The organism is Bradyrhizobium sp. WSM1253, from assembly GCF_000244935.1.
GTDB classification, from domain to species: domain Bacteria; phylum Pseudomonadota; class Alphaproteobacteria; order Rhizobiales; family Xanthobacteraceae; genus Bradyrhizobium; species Bradyrhizobium canariense.
On sequence record NZ_JH600073.1, the window covers coordinates 5,922,916 to 5,947,825 of the forward strand.

A 24,910-nucleotide genomic window follows, 5' to 3' on the forward strand; every position below is an offset into this window, starting at 1 on the left:
GCAGCTGGACCGGCCTGGTCGAGTTGATTTTCGAGTTTAGGACAGGCACTTACATGGCGCTTGTCCGCGTGGCTTGAACTCGCCCAATGCTATTGCTTCTTGGAACCTAGACGCGGTGACTTGCGACCTTTAGGCAACGTCTTGGGTGTCGCCGCTCCCTTGGGTGGCTGAACAAAGAATTCAGATAAATGAACGCCCAGCGTCTCGGCGAGCCGGTCGAGAAGATCAATTGTCGGATTCTCAGATTGCCGCTCGAGGCCGCTCATATATGAGCGGTCGATCCCGGCGTCGTAGGCCAGCTGCTCTTGCGGAATACCGCGATCCACGCGGATCCGGCGCACATTCCAGGCAACGAGCGCACGAGCTTTCATGCGCTCAAACAGCCATTAGGCAGACCATCAAACCACTGGCTATAACCGATCTATTTTGGTAAGTTTCGCTTACAGTGCAGATTAGCGAAGTGCGCGCATAAGCCTACATGACGAAGCCACCGTTAGATCCCGATGTCGCGGATGTCGCGCCGCATGAGCCGGTGTTGACGACCTATGACGAGCAGCATCTCGTGACGTACTGGCGACTTCTTGATGCCGAAGCCGATGGCGCGGATTGGAAAGAAGTGACCCGGATCGTGTTGCACATCGATCCGGATCGCGAACTTGCTCGCGCCCGCAATGCGTTTGATAGTCACCTGGCCCGCGCAAAATGGATGGCAGACCACGGTTACCGTGACTTGCTTCGCGGCGGCGCGCCTAAATAGCAAAATCTGTCATGAAGAATTCGCACTTGAGAACAGATTTCCCCGCTGACGCGTGATCGCCTGCAGGCATCACGCAATGCATAATTGGCGACTTCCCCAACAATCCCAAGCTTCATAGACATTGCGCCACAATCGTCTTACAGCAGGGGATCACAGCAATGTCCGAGTTCGACTGGCGCTCACCAGAGGCGTATCAGCACGCTATCAGGTCGGGCGAGATGGCGGATTTCGCCTGGGAGTCACTGCGGCGCAGCTCCAACTATCGGGCTTCCTATCGTGAAAATCGATCGCAGATGACTTCCGAATTCCGAAGGAGATGGGGCGTCTGCTTTCGCCCATGACCCGCAGGGGTCCTTTCACCAACAGACTATCTTCTGGGCACCTGAGGCGTTGCCGACGGTGGTGCCGGTCGTTCGCAGCGCGTGCGGCTCAAAAGCGGTCGGCGCGGGGCTACAGCTTGCCGACCTTTCATCGGGCACCATCAGACAGGCATCTGACGGTTGGCATGCCGTATTGCGCCTTCAAGGGGCACAACATCATCTCTGGCTGAAAGAGGCGCCGCAGTTTGGTGTCTCTTATGCGGCCGAACTGCCGCTCGATGCGGACTTTGAGATCCGCGCCCACGCCTCACATCGGCTGTGGCGCGCAATCAACGGCCGTCCGCCAGGACCTCCCCTTCATCGGCTTTCGGCGCAGCGGCGCGAACGACTCGTCTTGGTGCTGCGAGCGCTCGATGGACGCATGGATGGTGCTTCATATCGCGTCATCGCCGAGGTGCTGTTCGGCCGAAAACGCATCCCTGAACACGCCTGGAAAACCCACGAATTGCGCAGCCGGACCATCCGCCTGGTGCAGGCTGGCTTGGCTCTGATGCGCGGCGGCTATCGCGCATTGCTACGTCCTTCATCTCGCAAGGAGTAGAGCAGGGGTGCCGAAAATCATCGCTCGATCTTCGGCATCCCCCTAAGCACGCTGACTGCGCCATCGTGACCGTCGACGCGTGGGCCGAGCCGGCCGCGCTCCAGACGACCACGGAGCCTCGCAAATGCCCGATCCGAACGCCGGCCTGCCGCCGCGATACCTGCGCACGCCCGAAGCGGCGCGCTTTCTCGGACTCTCCGCCCGAACCTTGGAAAAGCACCGCACCTATGGGACGGGCCCGACCTACCGCAAGCTCGGCGGTCGCGTTGTGTATGCGCTCGAGGACCTGAAGGCGTGGGTTGACCGCGGCGCCAAAACGTCCACCAGCGATCCCGGCACAGGCACGGTCCTGCCCGCGAAACGGCACACACCCGTTCCGTATGCCGGCAAGGAGCGGCGCTGACCCATGCCGGACAGCAACTCCACTGCAAGCAAGATGCGAAGATCAGAGCGCGACCAACTCGATCTGTTTCGCGCCCTCCCGGGCGATCTGGCGCCACGGGACGCGCAAGACATAATGGCCTATCCGTTCTTTTCGCTGGCAAAGTCGAGGCGCATTGTTCCCATCGATTTCCGCGCAGGCACCGTCACCATTCGTGTTGAAGCCGTGCCGGAACATGGCATGGCGACGATCTGGGACGCGGACGTTCTGATCTGGGCCGCCTCGCAGATTGTCGAAGCACGTGATGCCGGCCTGAAAACGTCCCGCCTGATGGCAGCGACGCCGTACGAGATCCTGACCTTCGTCGGCCGCGGCACCAGCGTGCGCGACTACGACCGCCTGAAGGCTGCGCTCGACCGGCTGCAATCGACCACTGTGATGACATCGATCCGCCAGTCGAGCGAACGGCGGCGGCATCGCTTCTCCTGGATCAACGAATGGAAAGAGACAGCCGATCTGCACGGGCATGCCCGTGGAATCGAGCTGATCCTGCCCGATTGGTTCTACACGGGCGTTCTCGATGAAGCGCTCGTGCTGACGATTGACCGCGCCTATTTCGATCTGACCGGTGGATTGGAGCGCTGGCTCTATCGCCTCGTCCGCAAGCACGGCGGCCGTCAGAATGGCGGCTGGAGCTTCGATCTTGTGCACTTGCATGCGAAGTCCGGGAGCCTGTCGCCGTTCAAACACTTTGCCTACGACCTGCGTCAGATCGTCCGTCGTCAGACATTGCCAGGCTATCGGCTCATCATCACGCATCATCCGAATGGCGCAGAGCGATTAAATTTCGCACCAGTCCTCATCGGCCCGTCGAGCAAGCGACTGCGCAAGCGCGGCGTCGTCCTTCCTGCTGGGGATAAGCTGTGAATTCGCTCGTGCTATCAGGGACCAGAACCCTCGTGCCATCGGGGACCCGATGCTCGTGCTATCGGGGACCGGAATCAGAGCTAAGGTTCTGCGGCGTCAAGACTTCCTGCTCCCGTAACTTTACTAACATACTGACACTAACTTCTTGTTGTGAATCAGTACGTTGTGAACAAGTCGGCCGCGTGTGCAACGAGGATGCCTCATGCACCCACACTCTCACGCGCAAAGCTTCGCTGCAATACGATTGTTATCTCCAATCTGCGCGCGCGAACGCGATCGCGCGCAAATCTTCGCGATCGTTGGCGTCGACATCATCGCCTGGTGCGCGTCACGTCCTTTTGCGGCCAATCGCTCGTCGAGGAGAACTCGCTAACATCCGTGGTTGGCACGATGGCCACCACAAGCCGGAATCTGAGGAAAGGGCGGTCAGGCTAACCAGCGCCGTGCTTGATGGCTTCAAACGTCGTCATGAAGCCGCCGGCAAGAAAAGTTGCGATCTCACCCACATCCCCGTCCCCTCGGGATACGCCGCTCCGCCGTGGCGGAAGGAGAAGGCGCGCGTGGAAGCGGCCGGGTCGCGGAGGCCCTTAAGCCGCCGCAGCGACCCGGCCGCGCTTGCCGCCGGCGCCAAACCGGAAGGTGGTGCCACTGGTCCAGATCTTGTGCAGCAGCACGGCGAACGCGCGCGCCACTGCGGTCGCCGCGCGCATCGGACCGTTCTTCCTGGCCAGCTGCACGTCCCACAGCCGCAACTCAAAGTTCTTCGGAATGCGTGTGAGGATCGCGATCGCCGCCTCGTACAGCATCACCCGCGTCAGCTCGTCGCCGCATTTGGAGATGCTACCGATCCGGTCGGTCTGGCCGGATTGACAGCGCCGCGGCGTCAGCCCGAAACGGGCGCCGACATTGGTCGACTTCTTGAATCGCGCCGCATCATCGACGGCGGCACGAAACGTCAGCGCCACGCGGTGCAGTTTTGCCAACTGCTGCCGCATGGCGCTGCGGGCGTCCAACAGCGGCGCGACGATCACTTCCAATTCCTTCTTCCCGGCCAAGAGATCGCGCACCCGCGCATCAAAACGGCCGACCGAGATCTCGCCGAGTTTGAAGCCGAACGGGCGCAACAGGCCGCGGATCATGTTCTCCATGTCCAGCACCTTGCCGAGCATCGCCTTGCGCCCGACCAGCAGCGCCCGCAACGTCTGTGCGCTCTCCGACTTGACAACGACCGCGGCAAACCAGCCGGTCCGCATCATCTGCGCAAAGCCTTTTGCGTCGTTGCGCGAGGTCCTGTTCACCATCGCGTTCATCGCCGCCTTGGCGCGCCGGGTCTCGATGCAAATCACGGGCAGACCCTTTTCGGCAACCGCCGTGAACAGCCAGGCGCTGAACGAGAACGCTTCCACGCCGACGCGCTTGAGATGAATTCCTCATTCCGCCAGCAACAGTTCGATCGCGTCCGGATCGGTGTCCAACTTCGCCTCTCAGACGACATTGCCGTCGCCGTCGACCACACAAATGTTCGTCGCCTCCAGCGACACGTCCAGCTCTGCATAGAAGTCGATCATGCGCCTCCGTTGCCGACTGCCGGAACGCACCGTGCGTTCCGTTCGCGAATCGTCGCGAGGCACCATCGTCGCAATGCGACCGGCGATGGGGCACCGGTCAGTACTCCGGCAAGCGCGGAATCCTTCGGACTCCTTCTAACGAATTGGAGCACTCGGCCGCGATCCTTGGCAGCAGCAGGAGCGCTGCAACGCTTGGACAAGCCGATCATCGGCGCTTCATCACGACCGTTCTGCCGAAACCAAGGCTCTGACGTCGATGCGCTGGCGACAGCGCACCCGTTGGCATGTCCAAAATTCCTCTCAAAACTATGGAGTGGCCGGGTGAGCGACCTCACAACTGTTGAACTCTTGTGGCTCGAGAAGCGGATCGAGAACCGAATCAGGTTCGGCAAGCCTGTATCGGAGAAGATCATTGACCAGCACCGGCGCATTCTCTCGTTCATTCCCGGCAGCATCTTTGCGTTCGTGCGCTGGACGTCCAATGACTTCGGGACCATCCTGTCTCGAATCGACATTCTGCGCGCGATCACGCCGGGGCATCGGTATTCGACGGTGCCTTGGGTTAGCCCCGGCGGCGAAAGCCTGCTGCGACTGGCTGGTTGGCGAAAGGTCGAGCGCGTTCTCCAGTTTATCGACGCCGTGGAGTCACTCGGCATCGATCCTGCCGATGCGGCCCCCGAATACTGGCATCACATCCACAACCGTCTTTCCGTCAACGAAACGCCACGACCTTATACGCGTGCGCGCCACCAGGTGTGGCTCCACCGGCGCCGGATGGTGTTCTGATGGGACGGCTAAGGATCATCCTTGCGATATGTGGGGCCACAACGCTCGCGCTTTGGCCGGTCCCCGACACTTCACTATCGTACATCTGGAACGCTTCCGAAAGTGTGCCGATCGGCCTCTACCGTTTGCAAGGGACCGCACGATTACACATCACTGAGCTCGTGGCCGTTCGGCCACCAGAGCCGCTCGCGAGCTTCCTCGACTTCAACGGCTATTTGCCGAGCGGTCTTCCGATGCTCAAGCATGTGCTGGCGTTGCCCGGACAAACCATCTGCAGAACGGGATTCACTATCGTCGTCGACGGCATCGAAATGGGGCAGGCGCGCGAGCGCGACCGCCGTGGCAGGCCTTTGCCGGCCTGGCACGGCTGCCGGGTCGTCGCTGAGGACGAGGTCTTTCTCATGAACTGGCAGTCGGACGAGTCCTTGGACGGCAGATATTTCGGACCGCTCCCGATATCGGCCGTCATCGGGCAAGCGGTACCGGTGTGGACCAGGGAGGACTGACAAATGGCGGCATTGCTCGACTGGGTTGCGGTTTCTCTATTCGACCGATCGCACTGTCATTCCTCCATCCCGGCCGAATTGTCGGCAATCGGCTGGCGTCGCGGCCGTCTCGCGCCGGCTCAGTGCCGGCCGGGAAGAGCTCTGTCCTGGGCGGCTGTCCGCACGTTGCTATCTCGAGCCGCTGCATGCTTTTTGGGAATTCTGCTGACGTTCGCAGCGCCATCGGCCGGCAGCGCGGAGGCTGGATCGCGCGCACAAGCTGCGCGCTCCTCAAACCTGCTTCCAGGCCGTGCATACGCCGCGTTCGTGACCGAAGCCTCACATAGGTTCGACATCCCGGAGCGTTGGATCCGTGCTGTCATGCACGCCGAAAGCGGTGGTGATGCGCACTCTATGTCACCTCGGGGAGCGCTCGGGTTGATGCAAATCATGCCCGCGACCTGGGTCGAGCTGAGCGTTCGTTACGATCTCGGTATCGATCCGCTTGATCCTCACGACAACATTATGGCTGGGACAGCGTACCTTCGCGAGATGCTCGATCTTTTCGGATCGGCAGGGTTTCTCGCAGCCTACAATGCTGGACCAAAACGGTACGAGGACCACCTGGCCACCGGTCGAGCGCTTCCGGATGAAACACAGATCTACATCGCTACACTCGCACCATTAATCGGTATTGAGCAGCGCAACAGCGGTGGTTCGGCTGCCAGACGCTTCGCCGCGTGGCAGCAAGCGCCACTCGTTGTTGTGCGGTCCAAGAGCTTATCGGCTGACACCAACTCGGCATCCGGTGTCCGCACAATGAATTCGTCGAAAGCAGCGTCTAGGGCGGGTGCAACTGCACTCGTCCCTCGCGCGACTGGCCTGTTTGTGCGGCGATCAGGCGAGGTGCAGTCCCCATGATCGCAAACGCATTTCGTCGCATGATGTCGAAGCCAGTCGCAATTTTGAGAGTGGTCGGCAGAGAGCCGGGAGTGAGCGACCGGGGAGGGCAGGGTAAAAGCCGCAAGGTGCGGCCGGTCGGTCGGGGCAGGGAACACCAGCAAATTCAAATCACGCTGCAAACATTGCCAATGTCCGGCAAACTCTGCGACTTTCGGCAACGCGCTATTTTGGTTCAGCTTTGGACACCCTTCGGAGCGGACGTTGGCCGGTAACGATGATTTCCGCATCCGTCCCGGGCGCATCCGCTCGACGCGCCCGGCTCGGACAAAACCGTTCCTGGCGCAGGCCCTCAAAGCTGCGCAGAAGGCCGGCGGCCTCTCACATGGTGGCCGCAGCCATGGCAGCACGTTTGGGCGCGGCCGCGCGGCGAGCCTTGCCGCGACCCGGCTCCTCAACAACCGTGCCCGCAGCGCCATCGTCAAGGCGCGCGTCGTGCGCCGGATGCGTTCGCCAGGCGCGCTGCGTGCCCATATTGGCTATCTCCAGCGCGACGGCGTCACCCGCGACGGAGCGCCCGGCAAGCTCTTTGAGGCTAGCGGCGATGAGGCCGACGGCCGCGCCTTCGCCGAGCGCTGCGAGGACGATCGGCATCATTTCCGATTCATCGTCTCGCCCGATGATGCCACTGAGCTGGAAAGCTTACAAACCTTCACCCGCGAACTGATGGATCAGGCTTCGCGCGACCTTGGCACCAAGCTCGATTGGGTGGCGGTTGATCATTGGAACACGGAGCACCCGCATATCCACGTCCTCGTAAGGGGCCGTGGCGATGACGGCAAGGACCTTGTCATCAGCCGGGACTATATCTCGAGGGGCTTGCGCGCCCGCGCCGGGGATCTCGTCACGCGTGAACTCGGCCCGCGATCAGAGCTGGAAATCCGCCAAAACCTGGACAGGGAAGTGACGGCTGAACGCTGGACCAGGCTCGATCGGGTGCTGGCCCGGGAAGCAGGGGCGGCGGACGGGGTCATTGATCTCCGGCCGGACCGGGAAGCGCGCGACCCGTTGCGTGAGATCCGAATCGGAAGGATGCGCAACCTCGAGCGGCTGGGCCTGGCCGAGTCGGCCGGGCCGGCGCGCTGGGTGCTGGCGGCTGACGCGGAGCAGCGCCTGCGAGAGCTCGGGGAGCGCGGCGATATCATCAAGCGGCTGCACAAGAGCCTCACCAAGGATGACACCGCACGCGCACCATCGTCCTGGGCACTCGAGGGCGAACGCCATGGCGAACCCGTGATCGGCCGCCTCATCGCCCGCGGGCTTGACGATGAGCTCAGGGGCTCGGCCTTCGCCGTCGTCGACGGGACCGATGGGCGCGTTCATCACCTGAAGCTTCCCGAGATCGAGGCGGCTGGTGACGGGCCGGTTGGCGGCATTGTAGAGCTGCGGCGTTTCGAGGATACGAGGGGCCGCCAGCGGATCGCGCTGGCCGTCCGCTCAGACCTCAACCTTGACCAGCAGGTGACGGCGGATGGGGCGACCTGGCTCGATCGCCGACTCGTCGCGCGTGAGCCGGTCGAACTCTCGCGCGCTGGTTTCGGTGCCGAGGTCCGCGACGCGCTCGACCGGCGGATCGACGTGCTGGCGGAGCAGGGGCTTGCCCGCCGTGACGGCGACAAGATCACGGTTGGCCGTAACCTGATTGGTACCCTGCGCAATCGCGAGCTCGAGACCGTGGGGCGGCGCTTGGCCTCCGAAACCGGGCTGGCGCATTTGCCCGCGGAGGCAGGAGAGTCGGTTTCGGGGGTTTACAGCCGCAGGCTATCGCTCGCCTCCGGCCGCTTCGCCATGATCGACAACGGCCTCGGTTTCCAGCTCGTGCCCTGGTTACCGTCGCTGGAGCGTGAACTGGGCAGGCAGGTGAGCGGCATCGCCGGTCCTGCCGGGGTGGATTGGAGTTTCGGCCGCAAGCGCGACCTCTCGCTCTGACCCGCCGATCTCCGCGCCAACCTGCGCGCGGCTACGACACCGAGCGGATCGCCGTTGCGCTACCAGCTGGCGTTGCCGCATTGCCTCGGTCCATGTCCGCAACAAAGATTGTCTGGAGCCAACTGATCGTCGTCTCGCTGGTCGTGCTCGCCTTCCTCTGGGCAGCGACCGAGTGGACGGCCTGGCGTCTGGCCTTCCAGCCGCAGCTCGGTCCCGCCTGGTTCATGATCGGGCACTGGCCAATCTATCAGCCAGCCGCGTTTTTCATCTGGTGGTTCAAATTCGATGCCTACGCGCCCGTCATCTTCATGCAGGGCGCATGCATCGCGGCTGGAGGCGGAATAGCCGCCGTTGGTGTTGCCATCTTCCTCTCGGTCTGGCGCGCCAAGGAAGCGCAGCACGTCACGACCTATGGCTCGGCGCAATGGGCGGATGCGCGGGAGATTCGGCGTGCTGGGCTTCTTGGCCCCGACGGCTTCGTGCTCGGCCGCTTTGGCCGCAACTATTTGCGACACAACGGTCCGGAACATGTGCTGTGCTTTGCTCCGACGCGCTCGGGCAAGGGCGTCGGCCTTGTCATTCCGACACTTCTGACCTGGCCGAGTTCCACCATCGTCCACGATATCAAGGGCGAGAACTTCCAGCTGACATCGGGCTGGCGCGCCCGCTTTGGCCCCGTGCTCCTGTTCGATCCGACCAATCCGGCAAGTGCCGCCTACAATCCGCTGCTCGAGATCCGCAAAGGCGACTACGAGGTGCGGGACGCCCAAAATATCGCGGACATTCTCGTCGATCCCGAAGGCGCGCTCGAGCGCCGCAACCATTGGGAGAAGACCAGCCACTCCTTGCTCGTCGGCGCGATCCTGCACGTCCTCTACGCGGAGGCCGACAAGACACTCGCCGGCGTTGCCAATTTCCTGTCAGACCCGTCGCGCCCGATTGAGGCGACGCTGAATGCAATGCTGGCGACCCCGCATCTGGGAAAGCGCGTTCATCCCGTGGTCGCCTCGGCTGCACGGGAGCTCCTCAACAAGAGCGAAAACGAACGTTCCGGCGTGCTATCGACGACGATGAGCTTCCTGGGGCTCTATCGCGATCCCGTTGTCGCGAAGGTCACCGGCCGATGTGATTGGCGCATTCGCGAGCTCGTCGACGGAGCTCGCCCCATCTCGCTCTATCTGGTGGTACCGCCCTCCGATATCGCCCGCACCAAGCCCTTGATGCGGCTCGTGCTCAACCAGATCGGACGGCGCTTGACCGAAAGCCTCGACACCAACCGCCGGCGGCAGCAGCTGCTCCTCATGCTCGATGAGTTCGCAGCACTCGGCCGGCTCGACTTCTTTGAGAGCCAGCTCGCCTTTATGGCAGGTTACGGCATCCGCAGCTTTCTGATCACCCAGAGCCTGAACCAGCTCGAGCGCGCCTATGGGCCGAACCACGCTATTCTCGACAATTGCCATATCCGGATCGCGTTCTCGACCAACGATGAGCGCACCGCCAAGCGCGTGTCGGACGCCCTCGGAACCGCGACCGAGATGCGGGCGATGAAGAACTACGCCGGGCATCGCCTCTCGCCATGGCTCGGCCACCTGATGGTAAGCCGCCAGGAGACCTCCCGGCCGCTGCTCACGCCCGGGGAAGTCATGCAGCTCTCGCCCGATGAGGCGGTCGTGATGGTCTCGGGCGTGCACCCAGTGCGCGCCCGCAAGGTTCGGTACTACGAGGATCCGCAATTCCAAAGCCGGATATTGAAACCGTCGGGCACAGGTCCAGCCGCACCGATCGCTCTGCCGGATGAGTGGTCGGGCCAAACGCCGATTTCGCCCTCCGTCGAGCTTCTCGCGACCGTGAAGCACAGAGCCCGGGATACGAATGGCGGTATTCGCCGCGAACCCGAACTGCCGCAACATGAGGAAGTGGTGATCAGCTCCCCCCTTGCCGAAGACGAGTTCGACACCGCCCCCGACGATGGCGACGCCGACGTCGTCCAGGCGCAGGCCATGAGGCGCTCGATGCAGGGTCTTGCACGTTCTGTCAGCCTCGACCCTGACGACAAAATGGAGCTTTGAGCGGTCGTCATGAAAAAGGTCCAGCTGAGCATCTACCTCGATCCCGGCATCTTCGGCAGCCTCGAGGCTCTCGCAAAACGTCACGGCAAGCCCAAGTCTCTGGTCGCCGAGGCCGCGATCTCTTCATTCCTCTCGCCGGACGACTCCGACCGGCGGGAGGCTGCCATAGCCAAGCGGCTCGACCGCATCGTACGCATGCTGGAACGACTCGAACGGAATGACGGTGTCACGCTGGAGACGATCGCATTGTTCGTCCGCTTCTGGCTGACGTCTACCCCCGCCTTGCCCGAGCAGTCGAGCCCAGCCGCGCGTGCCAAGGGCGGTGAGCGCTACGACCGCTTTGTCGAAGCTTTGGGGCGACGACTTTCTAGTGGATCGACGGTACTTAAGGAAGTGAGCATGGAATCAAGCGATCCTGGGAGTACGACGCCAGTCACAGGCGATCCCGGCTCTCATTGATCGACCGACCATCCTTTCTATTCCTACGCCAGAACACGAGCGCCGTCTCCTGTCGCTTGATATCGTTGCGCTGCTGCCTTTCTGTCGCCGCCACTACTCATCAATCCATGCGGAGCATGGGTGCTGCGGCCTTAGACGGATCACAGTCGACCACTCTGGCGGTGAAGTTCGTCGAAGAACGCGATTAAACGCAGGTTTTAAGCGAGAACATGCCGCTCATTGCACTAATCACATGCGATCAGTGGCCATAATCGGTGCCAATGTTAGGGCGGCGGATCTTATAGCGTCGATCCTCGTTGGGACCCCTTGCAACAGAGCCGCAAGTTCAAGGAGAGATGGCAGCTTTTGTACGAAACGCTTCAATCTGAGCTCGAGACGACACAGTCATGGAAGAAGCAAGATTGTTCGTCGCTACGTACTGTGATTGCTGAAGAGAAGGTCACCCCAAATTAACCATCGCCTCTGTACAAGGACCACACATCCAAATCATCGTTCATGACCACTCGACCTGCTTGAGCTGGCAAGCTGCGCTAAGCGCGCCGCACCATGCTCAAGCCTTCGACGGGAGCGGTGACACTAGCGAGGAAAGCGTGCTGAGCGTCTATGAGAAATAACGTTGCAAAAGCAGCGGCTTATGCGATGGTTCGGGGACTGGCTGCAGCCAGACGCGTCTCGACCGTCCGCTTGGTGCAGCACTCCAACAAGCGCAGCTGTGTCGCGGTCACACCGGACGAACCCGAAACAATTGCTCGTCAAGGTCGTGTCGCTCCTTGTTTTTGATTGTGATGCCGGTAAAGCTAACCCCATATGGGGGGCGAATTGAGCGACGGGGGAAATCACTTCACGGCTGCGGCATCAGCTGTCGGGTATCTCTATCAAGCTCGACTGGCGCTGCTGTTGTGTATTCCTCATATGAACAGTGGTGCGGAAGTTGAGGTTTCGATCGAGCGCCTCGACGACATTTCCTTCGAGAAGGACGGCACCGCCTTCGAGCTTCTTCAAACCAAACATCACATTGATCGCGTCGCGAGCCTCAGCAATGCGAGCCCTGATCTCTGGAAAACCCTTCGGATCTGGGCCGAGGCGGCCAAGGATGATCCGTCGCTGCCGTCGCGCGCGAAATTGGCTCTTGTTACCACCGCAGCCGCTAGCGCCGAATCGGCGGCCGCTTTGCTTCGGCCGCCGGGCGCCTATCCAACTGGGGCAAAGCGAAATCCGAAATCTGCAAGCGAAATCCTGACGGAAGTCGCGCAGACGTCAGCAAACGAGGCGCTAGCGCCGGCGTTCGCGGCTTTCCTCGCGCTGGCCGAGCCAATGCGGTCTGCGCTCCTCAGTGCGGTGGAGGTCCTCGACAACCAGCCCTTGATTGCCGACTTGGATGACGAACTGGAGCACGCTCTTAGGTTGGTCGCCCCCGCCGGCAAAGCGGCCGCCGCGCGTGAAGCACTCGAGGGGTGGTGGTGGCCTAGGGTCTGCGCCGCACTGGTGAAGAGCCCTTCTGAGCCCATTCCGATTGGCCTAGTGGAGGCGAAGCTCGACGACATACGGGACGCGTTGAAGCGAGATGCCCTAGTCGCCGATTTCGAACATGCCGAGCCTGGTGAAGCGGAGTACGCCGAGTATGATGGCTTTCGCTTCGTACAGCAGTTGCACGTCATCGGACTCGGGGGGAACCGTCTGCGCTTTGCGAAGCGCGATTTCTATCGGGCCTTTGCGCAGCGCTCAAAATGGACACGAGAGCATGTCGTGCTCGACGACGAGGTCGGGCAGTTCGAGCAACGGTTGGTTGAGGAATGGCAGCCGCGATTTGAGGCTATGTGCGACGTTCACGGCGGTACACCCCCCGGGGAACCAACGCTCAAGCAGGATGGGCAGGCACTCTACCAATGGGTCGAAAATGACGCTCGGTTCCCGTTCCGCTCCTTGACTGCCCGGTTCTTGAACGTGGGGTCCTACCACATCCTAGCCAATGACCTTCGGGTTGGCTGGCACCGGGACTACGTCTCAATTTGCACGGAAGAGAAGTGAGATGGCCGGGCTCACGCGCTTCGAGCTGGCTTGGCGGGACAGACCGCAAGAAGAAGCGGCTCACTTCAACCCGGCGTTCTGCGGTGAATTGCTGGCTAGGATGATCAACGAGTTTCACAAGCGGGCAGGCGGCGCGATGCCACTCGCCTACGCATTCGTTGCCTTGCCGTTGGTCCTCCATCCCGGAGCGCGGAAGGCGCTCCCCGGCACGGCCAACACCGCGTTCGCTTCCTGGGCTGGCGAAAACACTACCATGCTCAGCACGCTTCCCGACCGGACACTGCGGCTCAGGCCCGTGACGCGGGAGGCGCTCATGTTTCTCGCGCAGCTCGACGCGATCAAGGTCAGTCCGGACGGAGTGATGGTTGGGAAGCGGCCCATCAAATTGGGTACCAAGCCTTCGGCGACAACGGACGACGTTGATGCGATGCGGCGGGCCGCCGGTTTGCTGGGCCGCTGGTTCGGCAACCAGTCGGATTCCGCCGCCGTCCTGCAAACCTTGGGAGTGCGAGTTTGACCGTTCAGATCAGAGCCATCGCGATCTATTCGCACGACGGTGAGCGCCGGGACGTTCGCTTCAATCTTGGCGCGCTGAACATCGTCACCGGCGCGTCCAAGACGGGGAAGTCGGCCCTTTTGGATATTGTCGATTATTGCTGGGGCCGTTCAGAATGCACGATCGCCGAGGGCGAAATTCGGCGAGGCGTCTCCTGGTTTGCAGTGCTCTTCGACCACGACGGCGAAGGCATCTTGATCGCAAGGCGAAATCCTGGCCCAGCAGGCAAGGCCAGCGACGAAATTTACTTCGCGCGCAATGCTGATAATTTTCCGGAAACAACCGCATCGCTCGTGAAAAATTCCACCGCCGACGGGTTGCGGCAGAGGCTTTCGGCTATCCTTGGTGTGGCGGAAAACCTGTACGTGCCGGAGCCTGGCGCGACGCGTCGTCCGCTTGAGGCATCGGCCGGTCAGGCAATTTTTTTCTGCCTTCAAAACCAGGACGAAATTGCCAACCGCCGTCTACTCTTCCACCGGCAAGGTGAAGAGCGGATTCCGCAGGCCATCAAGGACACGCTTCCGTACTTCGTCGGCGCCATGGGCGAAGATCACTATCTGAAGCAAAAACGGTACGAAGACGCTCGCCGCCGATTGAGGAGCTTGGAGCGTGACTACGCTGACGCTCGGGCGCTGGCCGACGAAGCATCCGGGACGGCTCGCAACCTCCTACAGGAGGCCAAGCGCATCGGCTTGCTGCCGCTCGACGTCTTGGCTGACTCGCTCGAGGGGGTTCGTAGCCTCCTAGGTCAAGCGGCCGCGCCGCGGTCTCTAGAGTATGCGAAGACGGACGATCCGGCGGCTGACTTGACGGATCTGGAGGATCGGCGCCGCCGCATTCGCTCTGAGCTTCAGGAGTTGCGGGACGAGATCAAGGATCTGCAACGATTGACGCGAGAGGCATCGGACTTCGAAGCCGAGGCTGGCGAGCAGCAGGCGCGACTGGCATCGATCGGCCTGGTTGGACATGGCGCGGAGGGGCATGAGACTTGTCCGCTCTGCGACAGCCAGTTGGCTGTGGCCGTGCCCTCGGTGGACGAGATTCGGCGTTCGCTCGATCGGCTGGACCGTCAGCTTAGTGCCGTGCGACGGGACAATCCGCGTCTGCAGGGCCAGATCGCGGAATTCGAAACGAAACGAACGACTCTGGAAGAGGAGTTGACGATCGTCCAGCGAGACATCACGACCCGGATCGCCGACAACGAGCGGCTTCGCATCGAGCAAGACCTGTTCACCGAGCAGGCCCGTGTGGCGGGCCGCATCGGCTACTACCTCGAGAATGCACGCACGCTGTCGGACGAGGAGGGGCTTCGCCTGCAGATCGCTAGGGTGAGAGCCGAAGTGGTCGAGTTGGAAACCGCCCTGGACCAGGAGGCGATGGAGGAGCGCTTAACGACGGCCCTCAGCTTGGTCGGACGCGACATCACCGAATACGCTAGCCGGCTTCAGCTGGAGCACGGCGAGAACAGCCTCCGCTTGGACCGAAAGAACCTCACCGTCGTCGCTGACACCGTGCACGGACCGCTGTCTCTGCCCCAAATCGGCAGCGGGGAGAACTGGGTTGGATATCACGTGGCCGCGCACTTGGCTCTCCACAAGCTCTTTCGCACACTCGATCGGCCGGTGCCAGCGTTTCTAATGCTCGACCAGCCCTCCCAAGCTCACTATCCAAAGGACAAGGACCTCGGTGAGATTTCCGGGGCTGAAGACGAGGATCAAGCGGCGGTTGCCCGCTTGTACAGGCTGCTATTCGAATATTGCACGACCATGGCCCCCAACATGCAGGTCATCGTTGCGGACCACGTCGACCTTCTTCAGGCGTGGTTCCGAACTTCAAGGGTTCAACGCTGGCGCGACGGCATAAAGCTCGTGCCGATGACGTGGCTTCGCTAATGCATTGTGTTTTGTGAGAAGGCCGAGACGGCGATCTGACCGATTTCGATTAGGTTTAAGCAATGCATACATGCCCACCACCGATCAACGCCCTGGACCAATGGCTTGAACCCAATGGGACGGTAGAGCGGAACTACGGGCACCTGCTTCTCGAACAGAAGGGCAAGATCGACCAGGACCTCATCGACGCGTTGCGTCCGTACTTTGAGTCCGCCCACCTCGATGCGCGCCAATATTTCCATGAACAGATCGGAATATCTCTTCATCCCGACGCGGCGGGCGGGCTGCTTCCGATCAGCTATCCCAACTGCTTGCCCTCAAAAGCCCATCGCGGCCTGTTCGGTGAGGTGGTGGCCGGCCTGGTAACCGAGGCCTACCAGAACGAGTTCGTCGGCGGTCACGAATGGCGAGTACCGATCTTCCTCTTTCGTGAGCACGACGACGTCGAGAAATATCTCTGGGCGCTCCGGTTCGATCCAAGCCGCACGCGCGAAATCTATGGCCGTCACGGCTCTGACTTCATCGGCATCGCCCTCAACGCTCAGGGCGAAGTTGCGCGCGTAATCGCCGGTGAAGCCAAGTGGCGCAAGTCGCTGACGGATTCTATCGTGAAGAGCTTGCTTCTCGGCCCCAAGGAGGAGGATGAGGACACTGGTGAAATGGTGCACAACGGACGGGGAATCTGGTTCGAGGTGAACCGGGACACGCCAGTCCCGCACGGCCTTCGGCAGTTGCAAAAGCTATTGGAGCAGCGAGATCCAGACGGGCATGCCAATGCAATCCTGTCGATCGACCGTGCGGTGTTCGGTCAGGGCCCGCTGCCCGGTCGAAGCAACTTGGTGCTTCTTGTTGGGAACGGGGCGCGACGACGCGAGGCTTTGAGCTGCCTGATCCCCTGGGAAGAAGCTCCGGCGGAGTACACGGCGCCCCACGACCTCCAAGTTGTAGAGATTATTCTCGAGTGCGGCGACGGGCTTATCGACCAACTCTACGCTACCTTGTGGGAGGACGCCTGATGCCGCAACGCGACCAAGACCGGCTCGAGGCCGCCGAGCGCGTACGGCGCGAACTCGCCATCGAAAACCAGTTGAGCCGGGCTCAGGCCAGGACCTATGTCCGTTGCCTGCAGGCGACCTGGCAGGTGCCGACGATCCTGTGGACCGAGCGCGATTCCGCGCGTCAGCTCGCCGACGCACGCCGGCTTCTGCATGCGGCGCACATCTTTCGCTCAATAGAAGGCGAGGCGTCGCAGCGCGCTATCGACTGCTATCGCCGGACCGGCGAAATCCTTGAGTGGCTCTCACGCGCCGCCGACACCATCCGGAGTGTGGTTCCTATCGAGCTACTGGCCGCAGGGGCCTATCAGCTCGGAGGGCTGCCCGCGATGGCGTTCGGACTATTGTCGCAAGTGCGCTCGGATCACGAAGGCGTTCGGCTCTACAGCGCCTTTCTGAGAGCGGACTTCGACGGTGTGTTGCGTCGCGCCGCCTTGTTCTGGCACCGCTACCCTGACCTCACGACAGCCGACGCCAGCGCGTTGCTGCTGATTGCCATGCGCAGTGAGACGCCCGACGGCGAAGCTGGCCCGACGGTTGGATGGGCGTTCAGCGTGGAGCTGGTCAGAAGTCTCGGGCTGCTCGCCGACTGTCTGCGCCGCGGTGATGACGAACGGCTCGCGGTCGCGATGGGCAAGCTCCGTGCGCTCGACGCCATGGCAACCCGCACTTTCAGCGACGACGCCTCGCTAGTTATTACCATCATGCGGGCCGTCGCCGACAGCTTCGTCGCAGCTACTATCTACCGGCCGCTACGGGCGCTCGGCGCCCTGCGGCCGGAGCGGAGCTCGCGGCTGCTGGCTTATGCCCGCGACCAATTCAGCCGCGGCCGCGGGATCCTCTGGACCTCACAACAGCACGGCCTCCAACGCCTGCTCGAAGAAAGCTCCTTCGCGCTCTGCACCCCCACGGGTTCGGGGAAGACGTTGGTTGCGAATCTCGCCCTCATTAAGGAACTGCTGCTGCGGGAGGATGAGGGCTTGCAGGGGCCGTTGGCGCTCTACATCGTGCCGTCCCGAGCCCTCGCCGGCGAAGTCGAGGCAAAGCTGACCTCAGAACTCGGCCACGACATCACCGTCACTGGTCTTTACGGCGGGGCAGACTGGGGCATTACCGACTTCTGGCTGACCAGCGAACGGCCCGTCGTGCTGATTGTCACCGTCGAGAAAGCGGATGCGTTGATGCGCTACCTCGGCAAAATGTTGATGGCGCGTCTGGGCCTTCTCATCATCGACGAAGCCCACCAGGTCGTCCCTGAGGCCAACGAGCCTACGCGACTGAGCTTCTCCGACCACAGCAATCGATCCATTCGCCTCGAAGGGCTCGTGTCCCGAATTTTGTCTCAGCGTCCGGACGTTGTCCGGATTGCGCTCACCGCCGTAGCCGGCGGTGCCGCTGGCCCTGTCGCGCGTTGGGTCGAGGGCCGACCCGATGCCAATCCGGTCGGCGTACGCTATCGCAGCACCCGCCAGGTCATCGGAGTGCTCGAGACGGCGCCCAACACCCAAGGGGTGATCCTGCTCGATCTGATGAATGGATTGCCCCTCTACCTGCGCGGCGAGGAGGACCCTGTCTATCTCCGGCTGCAGATAGAGGTGATGCCTCAGCTGCCTGCGCAATGGCGGAACAGCCTCAATCGATTCAACTGCCTTAACGTCCTCTGGACCGCCTTGCACCTCGCCGACGAGGATCAACGCGTCCTCATCTCGGTGGCGCAAGAGCCTGAGCAAACCATGCGCTGGTTCAAGGAGGCGCTTGAACGGACAGACTGGCAAGGCGCGGTGGGCTTTCAGCCGCCCGAAGGTCCGCTCAGGGCGCGGTTCGACGAGGCTCGAGCGGCCTGTCTAGACTATTGCGGCGCCGACTCCTTCGAGCTCTTCCTGCTCGATCGCGGGATTGCCACAAGCCATGGGCAGATGCCGCAGCGCCTGCGCCGTCTCATGGTCGATCTCATCGATCGCAAGATCTGCCCGATCACGGTCGCGACGGCGACGCTCACCGAAGGCGTCAATCTACCGTTCGATCTCATCTTCCTGACGTCACTCAAGCGCCGTTCATGGGACCCGGTTGAGGAGCAGCAAGTGATTGCGCCGCTTACCACGGCCGAGTTTCGGAACCTCGCCGGGCGCGCTGGGCGGCCGGGCGCGGCCCGCGGCATCGAAGGCATGACGCTTGTCGCGCTCCCGACCCAGATTTCCACCACAGCGGCAGCGGGGAGGGCGACCCAGCGCCGACAGCGCGCGGAATTGGCGACGGACTATGACCGGCTGCGTGCGTCACTGGTGATCGAGGAACGGGATGCCGACGACGTGCCCAGCCCGCTCGCGCTGCTCCTCAACCACATCTGGGAGCGCGCTAACCGACTCCTCGGCGTGGCTCCAGACGCTTTCCTTGATTGGCTCGAGAGGACGGCGCCGACTGTCGTCAGCGCGGACGCTGGCACGGGCGCAAGCGACGGAGCGGCGAGGTTGGCCGACGCCATGGACGAACTGGATGCAATCCTTCTCACATCACTCGAAGAGATTGCCCGCGTCGATGAGGCCGCCATGACACGCGCTCGCGCCGAAGCGCAGCTCGCGGCGCTTTGGCGAACCACCTTCACCGCCGTCGCGACCGCGCAGGAAGTATGGCTTGAACAAGCCTTTGTGCGCCGAGGCGCGGGCATCATCGAACACATCTATCCGGACGCAGACGAGCGCCTTCGCCTCTATCATTACGGTCTTCCGCCGGCAGTGGGGCGGCGCTTCGAGGCCGTAGCACGACGAATGCGGGAGCTGTTGGTCGCAGCGGACAACTACGGCTCGGCCGACCCGACGACGAGGATCGATCTATTTGAGGCGCTGGGCGACCTGGTCTCTGGGGACCGCGGCTTCGGCTTTCGAGTCCGCCGCACGGATACGGACGAGGCGATCCTGGAACGGTGGTCTGATGTCCTCGGGTGGTGGATGAACGAGCCCGATGTGGCCGGCCCATCCCCCGAGGACCTTCGGTCGTGGCAACGCTTCGTCGCTGACAACCTGGAGTTCCGCCTAGGTGTGGCCATCGGCGCCGTCGTCGCGGAAGCCTGGGCCGACGGTGCAGAAGATGCGCTGGCGTTGCCCAGTCTGGCGGCTTGGAAAGAAACCACGGGCCTACCTTGGATCGGATTCTGGGCGCGCGAGCTGCTGCGCTGGGGTACCCACGACCCGTTCGTGGCCTTCTGCCTTGCACAAGGCTTGGCTCATACCCGGGAGGCGGCCGGTGCGACGCGTCGGGAGTTCGACGCGTGGCTGGACGATGAGCAAGATGACCCTAAGAGCGAGGACCGGATCGACCCGCAGCTCTTCCTGCGTTGGCAGACATCCATACCCCGTGCCGAGGGCGCTGCCGGCGCCGCGTCCCAAATGCGCGCGGCCCTCACCGGCACCACAGGCGCGCGCGGCAGCTACGCCGTTATACCGGTGAGACGGGATGACGGAACGGCTTGGCTCGACCCGGCTGGGTTCGAACTTGCAGTGACGCGCCCGATGGCGCGTGTTGGAACGCGTCCTTCCCGCAGCGACTTCGAGCTTGTCACCGCCGCCGGCGAACCGACGGTGAGGCGCCTATTCAGGCCGCCTGAGGCGCGGGCCAGATAAGCGGCTGGGGCTTCGCCCACAATCGTCGCATAGAAGAATAGATGGAGTGGTCGGTGCTACTGCCGTTCTTCGCTCACGCAGGAATTGGTTCAGGTCTCGCGCTGGCTTGGAAGGCACCTATAGGCGCGAAAACGCACCTTATGGCTTGACAAGCCTTGGCAACCCAATGAGATCGCAGCAAATGCGCGCGCCCTCCGAGCGCGCCAAGGGCGCGGAACGTACGATCGCTTTGTTGAGGCGATCGGACGGCGGCTTGCAAGCGGATCCACCGTCCTGAAAGAGGTGAGCATCGACATGCACGCCTCTGACAAGCATGAGTGATCAGCACGCGCGCCCCAATGCGCCCTGGCAGTTCCTGGCAATGGGTGCGGCGCTGAATCAGATAAGCAGACTGCAGGTCGGCAGTACGCCACGAAGCAACAAGCGATGGGCGCGTCACTCAAGGCGCCCGGGCCCGCTGCAACAGCCCGTTAGCTGCGCGCGAATGACACAGGCTTACAAATCCAGCTCTTCTTGAGACCGCCTGGTCTTTCTTTGGCTACGCCAGACTACGACGCAGATGTCGGTGCGGTTGAAGTGACGTTCGGATTGGCCCTTGTGTCAAGTCCATCATCGCTGGAGGCGATTCAGCCGTTTCGATTCCAAAATCGACGCCGCGCGTGCCGCGGTGCGCGGGCAGGTCGCGGCCGCAAATTGGGAGTGAACAAGCAGTGCAAGTCGATGGAGAGCTTGGAGGCCAGCCCAACTCGATTGTGAATCAAGCCGACAGCGACGCGCAGCCGAGCCCGAACGAAGGAGCGCGAACCAAGAAGGTTACCGTTCAGCTCTCCGAGAGCATGTTTCAGCGGCTTGAAGTTGCGACCGAACGCCCGGGGCTCGGCAAGAGCATGGTCGTCGAGACGGCGCTTGAACGATTCCTGAATCGTGCACCGCCCGAGGGGCGCGTTCATGAGGCTCTTGACCGGATAAGTGGCCAGATGGCCAGGCTCGAGCACGAGATCGCGATCATCGCCGAGATCGTAGCCCTGCATGCGCGCTATCACCTCACCGTGACGCCGCCCATGCTGCCATCCGGCCAGCGAGAGGCGTGCTTGCTCGGGCAGCAGCGTTTCAAGATATTGGCGGAGCTGGTCGAACGGCGGGTACGGCTCGGTCAGCCATTGATCCGGGAGACGATCGATCGGCTGGGCAGGCGCGGTCGACCTGCGGGTGAAGCTCTTGGCGGCGCGTCACAGCGCGCGGCAGAAGAACAGCCGAGAAAGGAAGGTCTGACCGCAGTCGCGGCGGATGGCAACTCCGAGCCGAGCGCTGCCGCCGTGGAGGGCGGCAGCAATCCGAACTTTCGAAACCTGCCGAACTCCTTTTGTTAGGCCGGCCGCGAGAAGCGTGCGGAAGGAGCTTGGGTCGCAAATATTGCCGGTGGCACGAGTTGAGCCAGTTCCTGTGTGGCGGCTCATCGTGTGCGTGTTTCTTCCCTTCGCGGCCGGGTACTACCTTTCGTACCTGTTCCGGACCATCAATACACTCATTGCTGGGCGCCTCGCCTCTGATCTCGGGCTTGGCGCTGCCGATATCGGGCTGCTCACGTCAATCTATTTTCTGGTCGTTATGGCGGCCCAGATTCCGATCGGCATGTTACTCGATCGCTTCGGGCCGCGCCGGGTCCAGAGCGTGCTCTTGGCTGTTGCTGCAGCGGGTGCCGCGCTCTTTGCACTATCGACGGGGTTCCTGTCGCTTCTTTTTGCGCGGGCGATGGTCGGCCTTGGGTGTGCAGCAGCCCTGATGTCGGGGCTGAAAATCATCGTCCTCTGGTTTCCAAGAGAACGTATGGCGCTCATCAATGGCTACATGATCATGCTGGGCTCATTGGGGGCTGTTACTGCAACGGCTCCTGCCGAGGTGCTGCTGGACTGGATCGGATGGCGGGGTCTATTCGGCGTGCTGGGCGCCGCAAGCGCGCTTGCTGCCATTTTGATCTATCTCGTGGTTCCCGAACGAACCACTGGGCCACAGAGTAGCAGGACGCCCGCCACTCTGAAAACCGTCTACTCGGATGCGCGGTTCTGGAGAATGGCGCCCTTATCGGCGACCTGCATCGGGTCCGCTTGGGCACTGCAATTCTTATGGGCGGCGCCCTGGCTTTCCGATGTGGAGCGGCTGGATCGAACGAGAGTCGTCAACGAATTGTTCGTGATGGCGGTCGCTCTGAGTCTCGGCGCTCTGGTCTTGGGCGTCCTTGCCAACTGGGTGCGCCGCCGGGCCAAGAAGAGCGAGGCTCTGTTTGGCTTGCTCGCGGCGTTGTTGATTGTGGCGGAGCTGGTGCTCATCCTGCATCCGCCCTGGCCATCACTCCTGCCGTGGTGCGTTGTGTCGATGGCCGGATCGGCCACTGCTCTGACCTACGCCATCATAGCGGATTATTTCCCGGCCGAGCTGGTTGCGCGCGCCAATGGCGGTCTGAATGTCCTGCAGTTTGGCTGGGCTTTCGTCGTGCAGTACGGGACGGGACTGATTCTGGAGCAATGGCCTCTGGAGGCGGGGCATTATCCTTTACCGGCCTATCAGACCGCGTTCGGTGTGAACGTTTTGCTGCAGCTGGCAGCGCTGGTCTGGTTCGCCGTCGTCCCGTGGCTCGAGCGCCGGAAACGGAAGGCTGGCGCTTGGGTCACACGTCAACCGGCGGGAGGCTGGAACTCGGTTGAAGTCGTTATTCCACCAGCCGAGCTCGCCATCCTGGAGGCGGACGATCATGCGGAGTGGTGAAGCCAGCGTGTCGCCGGGCTGATGTCCGGCTCATGATTTTCGGTGCGTCAAGAGCGATTGTCCCGAATCTTTCTTCTTCTACGCCAGACTACGATTGACATGGTCTCATTGTTGCTGTCGCGCAGGTTCTGCTTTTTCTAGTTGTCCTCATGTGAGGCGGCTAGACGCTAGCTGCCTCACTCAGCTGGGGAGCAGTCGTGGCGATCCATTCATTTCATTCGGAAGCCGAGTTGCGGGGAGCGCGCATGCTCCGCACAGCGCTGGGGCCTGCCATCGCGGGCTTTCTGGAAGATCCGTCGATCGTTGAGGTGATGCTGAACCCCGATGGCCGGCTGTGGATCGATCGGCTGTCGAGCGGCCTTATCGATACCGGCGAGAATCTGACGGCTGCCGACGGCGAGCGAATTGTCCGGCTCGTCGCGCACTATGTGGGCGCCGAGGTTCACGCCGGCTCGCCCCGGATCTCGGCTGAGCTGCCGGAGACCGGGGAACGCTTCGAAGGCCTGCTGCCGCCGGTCGTCGCCGCGCCGGCCTTCGCGATCCGCAAACCTGCGGTCGCCGTGTTTGGGCTGGACGACTATGTCGCTGCCGGCATCCTGAACTTGGAGCAGGCGAACGCGCTCCGCGATGCGGTCGCTACACGCAAGAACATCCTGGTCGCCGGCGGCACCTCAACCGGCAAGACGACGCTGACGAATGCGCTTCTGGCGGAGGTGGCCAAAGGTTCGGATCGCGTCGTTCTCATTGAAGATACGCGGGAGCTTCAATGCACGGCGCCGAACCTCGTGGCGCTGCGGACCAAGGATGGCGTTGTCTCGCTGTCTGATCTGGTGCGCTCGTCGCTTCGCCTGCGCCCTGATCGTATCCCGATTGGCGAGGTGCGCGGAGCCGAGGCGCTCGATCTGCTCAAGGCCTGGGGGACTGGACATCCCGGCGGAATCGGCACGATCCACGCCGGCACCGCGCTTGGCGCGCTCCGCAGGCTCGAGCAGCTCATCCAGGAGGCCGTCGTCACGGTCCCGCGCGCGCTGATCGCCGAGACCATCAACGTCATCGCCGTGCTCTCTGGCCGTGGTGCCGAACGGCGCTTGAGCGAACTCGCTTCTGTCACCGGGCTTGGGTCATCAGGCGACTACACCCTTTCGAGAATCGGAGATCAGTCATGAACGTACGATCATCTCTCGGGCGAGGTTTCACGTCAGTTGCGGCATTCGCTGGTCTGTACCTGGTGAGTAGCCCGGCCTGGGCCGCCGGCTCGAACATGCCTTGGGAGCAGCCGCTCAACCAGATCCTGCAATCGGTCGAAGGACCCGTCGCCAAGATCATCGCGGTCATCATCATCATCGTGACTGGTCTTTCGCTCGCATTCGGCGACACCTCGGGCGGCTTCCGGCGGCTGATCCAGATCGTGTTTGGTCTGTCGATCGCATTTGCCGCCTCGAGCTTCTTCCTGTCGTTCTTCTCGTTCGGCGGCGGGGTGGTGATCTGATGGATGAGCCAGTCCCGGGCTTTGTCGCCCCTGTCCACCGTGCGCTGACCGAGCCGATCCTGATGGGCGGGGCACCAAGATCGGTTGCCATTCTCAACGGCACATTGGCTGCAGCACTCGGCCTTGGTCTGCGCTTGTGGCTGGCCGGCCTTCTGCTGGCGTTCATCGGCCACATGGCCGCGGTCTGGGCCGCAAAACGCGATCCGGAATTCGTCGAAGTCGTGCGCCGGCACGTTCGTGTTCCCGGTCACCTCAGCGCTTGAGAAT

Annotated in this window: 22 protein-coding genes and 1 pseudogene; 21 read left to right on the forward strand and 2 right to left on the reverse strand. The window is 62.3% G+C overall.

Annotation, left to right across the window (positions count from 1 at the left end):
- Positions 1 to 89: 89 nt before the first annotated feature.
- Positions 90 to 371 carry a helix-turn-helix domain-containing protein gene (locus tag BRA1253DRAFT_RS29040; protein WP_007600282.1) on the reverse strand — a complete coding sequence of 94 codons (282 nt, stop codon included), beginning with the start codon at positions 369 to 371 and terminating at the stop codon, positions 90 to 92.
- 107 nt (positions 372 to 478) lie between these two features.
- Between BRA1253DRAFT_RS29040 and BRA1253DRAFT_RS42010 the strand changes: the two genes are divergently transcribed.
- From BRA1253DRAFT_RS42010 to BRA1253DRAFT_RS29060, 5 genes are all read left to right on the forward strand, one after another.
- Complete coding sequence (locus tag BRA1253DRAFT_RS42010; protein WP_007600283.1) at positions 479 to 757, forward strand: DNA -binding domain-containing protein; 279 nt, start codon at positions 479 to 481, stop codon at positions 755 to 757.
- A gap of 218 nt (positions 758 to 975) precedes the next feature.
- A complete protein-coding gene (locus BRA1253DRAFT_RS45520) occupies positions 976 to 1,098 on the forward strand; it encodes a transcriptional regulator domain-containing protein (RefSeq protein WP_245286103.1) in 123 nt (40 codons plus the stop codon).
- A gap of 49 nt (positions 1,099 to 1,147) precedes the next feature.
- Positions 1,148 to 1,678 (forward strand): DUF2285 domain-containing protein, encoded by a 531-nt coding sequence (locus BRA1253DRAFT_RS29050; RefSeq protein ID WP_007600285.1) that lies wholly within the window; start codon positions 1,148 to 1,150, stop codon positions 1,676 to 1,678.
- 124 nt (positions 1,679 to 1,802) lie between these two features.
- A complete protein-coding gene (locus tag BRA1253DRAFT_RS29055; RefSeq protein ID WP_007600286.1) occupies positions 1,803 to 2,081 on the forward strand; it encodes an AlpA family transcriptional regulator in 279 nt (92 codons plus the stop codon).
- 33 nt (positions 2,082 to 2,114) lie between these two features.
- Positions 2,115 to 2,987, forward strand: coding sequence for a replication initiator protein A (locus BRA1253DRAFT_RS29060; protein WP_035995488.1), 873 nt, complete (start codon positions 2,115 to 2,117; stop codon positions 2,985 to 2,987).
- A 587-nt stretch (positions 2,988 to 3,574) separates the two neighbouring features.
- On the opposite strand, the pseudogene BRA1253DRAFT_RS29065 reads toward BRA1253DRAFT_RS29060, so the two are convergent.
- Positions 3,575 to 4,552, reverse strand: a pseudogene (locus tag BRA1253DRAFT_RS29065) (transposase).
- Positions 4,553 to 4,876: 324 nt separating this feature from the next.
- Between BRA1253DRAFT_RS29065 and BRA1253DRAFT_RS29070 the strand changes: the two are divergent.
- The 16 genes from BRA1253DRAFT_RS29070 to BRA1253DRAFT_RS29150 all read left to right on the forward strand — a co-directional run bounded on the left by BRA1253DRAFT_RS29070 (position 4,877) and on the right by BRA1253DRAFT_RS29150 (position 24,906).
- Positions 4,877 to 5,341, forward strand: a complete 465-nt coding sequence (locus tag BRA1253DRAFT_RS29070; protein ID WP_007600288.1) for a DUF2840 domain-containing protein — start codon at positions 4,877 to 4,879, stop codon at positions 5,339 to 5,341.
- Complete coding sequence (locus BRA1253DRAFT_RS29075) at positions 5,341 to 5,847, forward strand: S26 family signal peptidase (RefSeq protein ID WP_007600297.1); 507 nt, start codon at positions 5,341 to 5,343, stop codon at positions 5,845 to 5,847. Before BRA1253DRAFT_RS29070 ends, BRA1253DRAFT_RS29075 begins: the two co-directional genes overlap by 1 nt.
- A 3-nt stretch (positions 5,848 to 5,850) precedes the next feature.
- Positions 5,851 to 6,747 carry a lytic transglycosylase domain-containing protein gene (locus tag BRA1253DRAFT_RS45915; protein WP_007600298.1) on the forward strand — a complete coding sequence of 299 codons (897 nt, stop codon included), beginning with the start codon at positions 5,851 to 5,853 and terminating at the stop codon, positions 6,745 to 6,747.
- Positions 6,748 to 6,990: 243 nt separating this feature from the next.
- Positions 6,991 to 8,715 (forward strand): VirD2 family relaxase/mobilization nuclease, encoded by a 1,725-nt coding sequence (locus BRA1253DRAFT_RS29090; protein WP_007600300.1) that lies wholly within the window; start codon positions 6,991 to 6,993, stop codon positions 8,713 to 8,715.
- A 92-nt stretch (positions 8,716 to 8,807) separates the two neighbouring features.
- Positions 8,808 to 10,784: a conjugal transfer protein TraG gene (locus BRA1253DRAFT_RS29095; protein ID WP_007600302.1), complete on the forward strand. Its 1,977-nt coding sequence runs from the start codon at positions 8,808 to 8,810 to the stop codon at positions 10,782 to 10,784.
- 9 nt (positions 10,785 to 10,793) lie between these two features.
- Complete coding sequence (locus BRA1253DRAFT_RS29100) at positions 10,794 to 11,243, forward strand: hypothetical protein (RefSeq protein ID WP_007600304.1); 450 nt, start codon at positions 10,794 to 10,796, stop codon at positions 11,241 to 11,243.
- 819 nt (positions 11,244 to 12,062) lie between these two features.
- On the forward strand, positions 12,063 to 13,271 hold the full coding sequence (locus tag BRA1253DRAFT_RS29105) for an ABC-three component system protein (RefSeq protein WP_245285987.1): 1,209 nt from the start codon (positions 12,063 to 12,065) through the stop codon (positions 13,269 to 13,271).
- 1 nt (position 13,272) lies between these two features.
- Positions 13,273 to 13,788 (forward strand): three component ABC system middle component, encoded by a 516-nt coding sequence (locus BRA1253DRAFT_RS29110; protein ID WP_007600307.1) that lies wholly within the window; start codon positions 13,273 to 13,275, stop codon positions 13,786 to 13,788.
- Positions 13,785 to 15,719 (forward strand): DUF3732 domain-containing protein, encoded by a 1,935-nt coding sequence (locus tag BRA1253DRAFT_RS29115; protein ID WP_007600309.1) that lies wholly within the window; start codon positions 13,785 to 13,787, stop codon positions 15,717 to 15,719. Before BRA1253DRAFT_RS29110 ends, BRA1253DRAFT_RS29115 begins: the two co-directional genes overlap by 4 nt.
- A gap of 62 nt (positions 15,720 to 15,781) precedes the next feature.
- A complete protein-coding gene (locus BRA1253DRAFT_RS29120; protein WP_007600311.1) occupies positions 15,782 to 16,735 on the forward strand; it encodes a hypothetical protein in 954 nt (317 codons plus the stop codon).
- The gene (locus BRA1253DRAFT_RS29125) at positions 16,735 to 20,391 is read left to right on the forward strand and encodes a DEAD/DEAH box helicase (protein ID WP_007600313.1); all 3,657 of its coding nucleotides are present in this window, start codon (positions 16,735 to 16,737) and stop codon (positions 20,389 to 20,391) included. The genes BRA1253DRAFT_RS29120 and BRA1253DRAFT_RS29125 overlap by 1 nt, the downstream gene beginning before the upstream one ends.
- An 836-nt stretch (positions 20,392 to 21,227) precedes the next feature.
- A complete protein-coding gene (locus BRA1253DRAFT_RS29130; protein ID WP_245285988.1) occupies positions 21,228 to 21,761 on the forward strand; it encodes a hypothetical protein in 534 nt (177 codons plus the stop codon).
- A gap of 73 nt (positions 21,762 to 21,834) precedes the next feature.
- Positions 21,835 to 23,154: an MFS transporter gene (locus BRA1253DRAFT_RS29135; RefSeq protein ID WP_007600317.1), complete on the forward strand. Its 1,320-nt coding sequence runs from the start codon at positions 21,835 to 21,837 to the stop codon at positions 23,152 to 23,154.
- 245 nt (positions 23,155 to 23,399) lie between these two features.
- The gene (gene trbB, locus BRA1253DRAFT_RS29140; protein ID WP_198288269.1) at positions 23,400 to 24,320 is read left to right on the forward strand and encodes a P-type conjugative transfer ATPase TrbB; all 921 of its coding nucleotides are present in this window, start codon (positions 23,400 to 23,402) and stop codon (positions 24,318 to 24,320) included.
- Entirely contained in the window at positions 24,317 to 24,643 is a 327-nt protein-coding gene (locus BRA1253DRAFT_RS29145; RefSeq protein ID WP_007600321.1) for a TrbC/VirB2 family protein, read from the forward strand. Before trbB ends, BRA1253DRAFT_RS29145 begins: the two co-directional genes overlap by 4 nt.
- Positions 24,643 to 24,906 carry a VirB3 family type IV secretion system protein gene (locus BRA1253DRAFT_RS29150; RefSeq protein WP_007600323.1) on the forward strand — a complete coding sequence of 88 codons (264 nt, stop codon included), beginning with the start codon at positions 24,643 to 24,645 and terminating at the stop codon, positions 24,904 to 24,906. Before BRA1253DRAFT_RS29145 ends, BRA1253DRAFT_RS29150 begins: the two co-directional genes overlap by 1 nt.
- Positions 24,907 to 24,910: the final 4 nt, after the last annotated feature.

Excerpts from the sequence above, each read along its gene's own strand:
- BRA1253DRAFT_RS29055 (WP_007600286.1), top strand. The coding sequence starts at position 1,803 with ATGCCCGATCCGAACGCCGGCCTGCCGCCGCGATACCTGCGCACGCCC.
- BRA1253DRAFT_RS29040 (WP_007600282.1), bottom strand. The coding sequence starts at position 371 with ATGAAAGCTCGTGCGCTCGTTGCCTGGAATGTGCGCCGGATCCGCGTG.
- BRA1253DRAFT_RS29150 (WP_007600323.1), top strand. The coding sequence starts at position 24,643 with ATGGATGAGCCAGTCCCGGGCTTTGTCGCCCCTGTCCACCGTGCGCTG.
- BRA1253DRAFT_RS45520 (WP_245286103.1), top strand. The coding sequence starts at position 976 with ATGGCGGATTTCGCCTGGGAGTCACTGCGGCGCAGCTCCAACTATCGG.
- BRA1253DRAFT_RS29095 (WP_007600302.1), top strand. The coding sequence starts at position 8,808 with ATGTCCGCAACAAAGATTGTCTGGAGCCAACTGATCGTCGTCTCGCTG.
- BRA1253DRAFT_RS29075 (WP_007600297.1), top strand. The coding sequence starts at position 5,341 with ATGGGACGGCTAAGGATCATCCTTGCGATATGTGGGGCCACAACGCTC.
- BRA1253DRAFT_RS42010 (WP_007600283.1), top strand. The coding sequence starts at position 479 with ATGACGAAGCCACCGTTAGATCCCGATGTCGCGGATGTCGCGCCGCAT.
- BRA1253DRAFT_RS29110 (WP_007600307.1), top strand. The coding sequence starts at position 13,273 with ATGGCCGGGCTCACGCGCTTCGAGCTGGCTTGGCGGGACAGACCGCAA.
- BRA1253DRAFT_RS29145 (WP_007600321.1), top strand. The coding sequence starts at position 24,317 with ATGAACGTACGATCATCTCTCGGGCGAGGTTTCACGTCAGTTGCGGCA.
- trbB (WP_198288269.1), top strand. The coding sequence starts at position 23,400 with ATGCTCCGCACAGCGCTGGGGCCTGCCATCGCGGGCTTTCTGGAAGAT.
- BRA1253DRAFT_RS29130 (WP_245285988.1), top strand. The coding sequence starts at position 21,228 with ATGTTTCAGCGGCTTGAAGTTGCGACCGAACGCCCGGGGCTCGGCAAG.
- BRA1253DRAFT_RS29120 (WP_007600311.1), top strand. The coding sequence starts at position 15,782 with ATGCATACATGCCCACCACCGATCAACGCCCTGGACCAATGGCTTGAA.
- BRA1253DRAFT_RS29100 (WP_007600304.1), top strand. The coding sequence starts at position 10,794 with ATGAAAAAGGTCCAGCTGAGCATCTACCTCGATCCCGGCATCTTCGGC.
- BRA1253DRAFT_RS29060 (WP_035995488.1), top strand. The coding sequence starts at position 2,115 with ATGCGAAGATCAGAGCGCGACCAACTCGATCTGTTTCGCGCCCTCCCG.
- BRA1253DRAFT_RS45915 (WP_007600298.1), top strand. The coding sequence starts at position 5,851 with ATGGCGGCATTGCTCGACTGGGTTGCGGTTTCTCTATTCGACCGATCG.
- BRA1253DRAFT_RS29125 (WP_007600313.1), top strand. The coding sequence starts at position 16,735 with ATGCCGCAACGCGACCAAGACCGGCTCGAGGCCGCCGAGCGCGTACGG.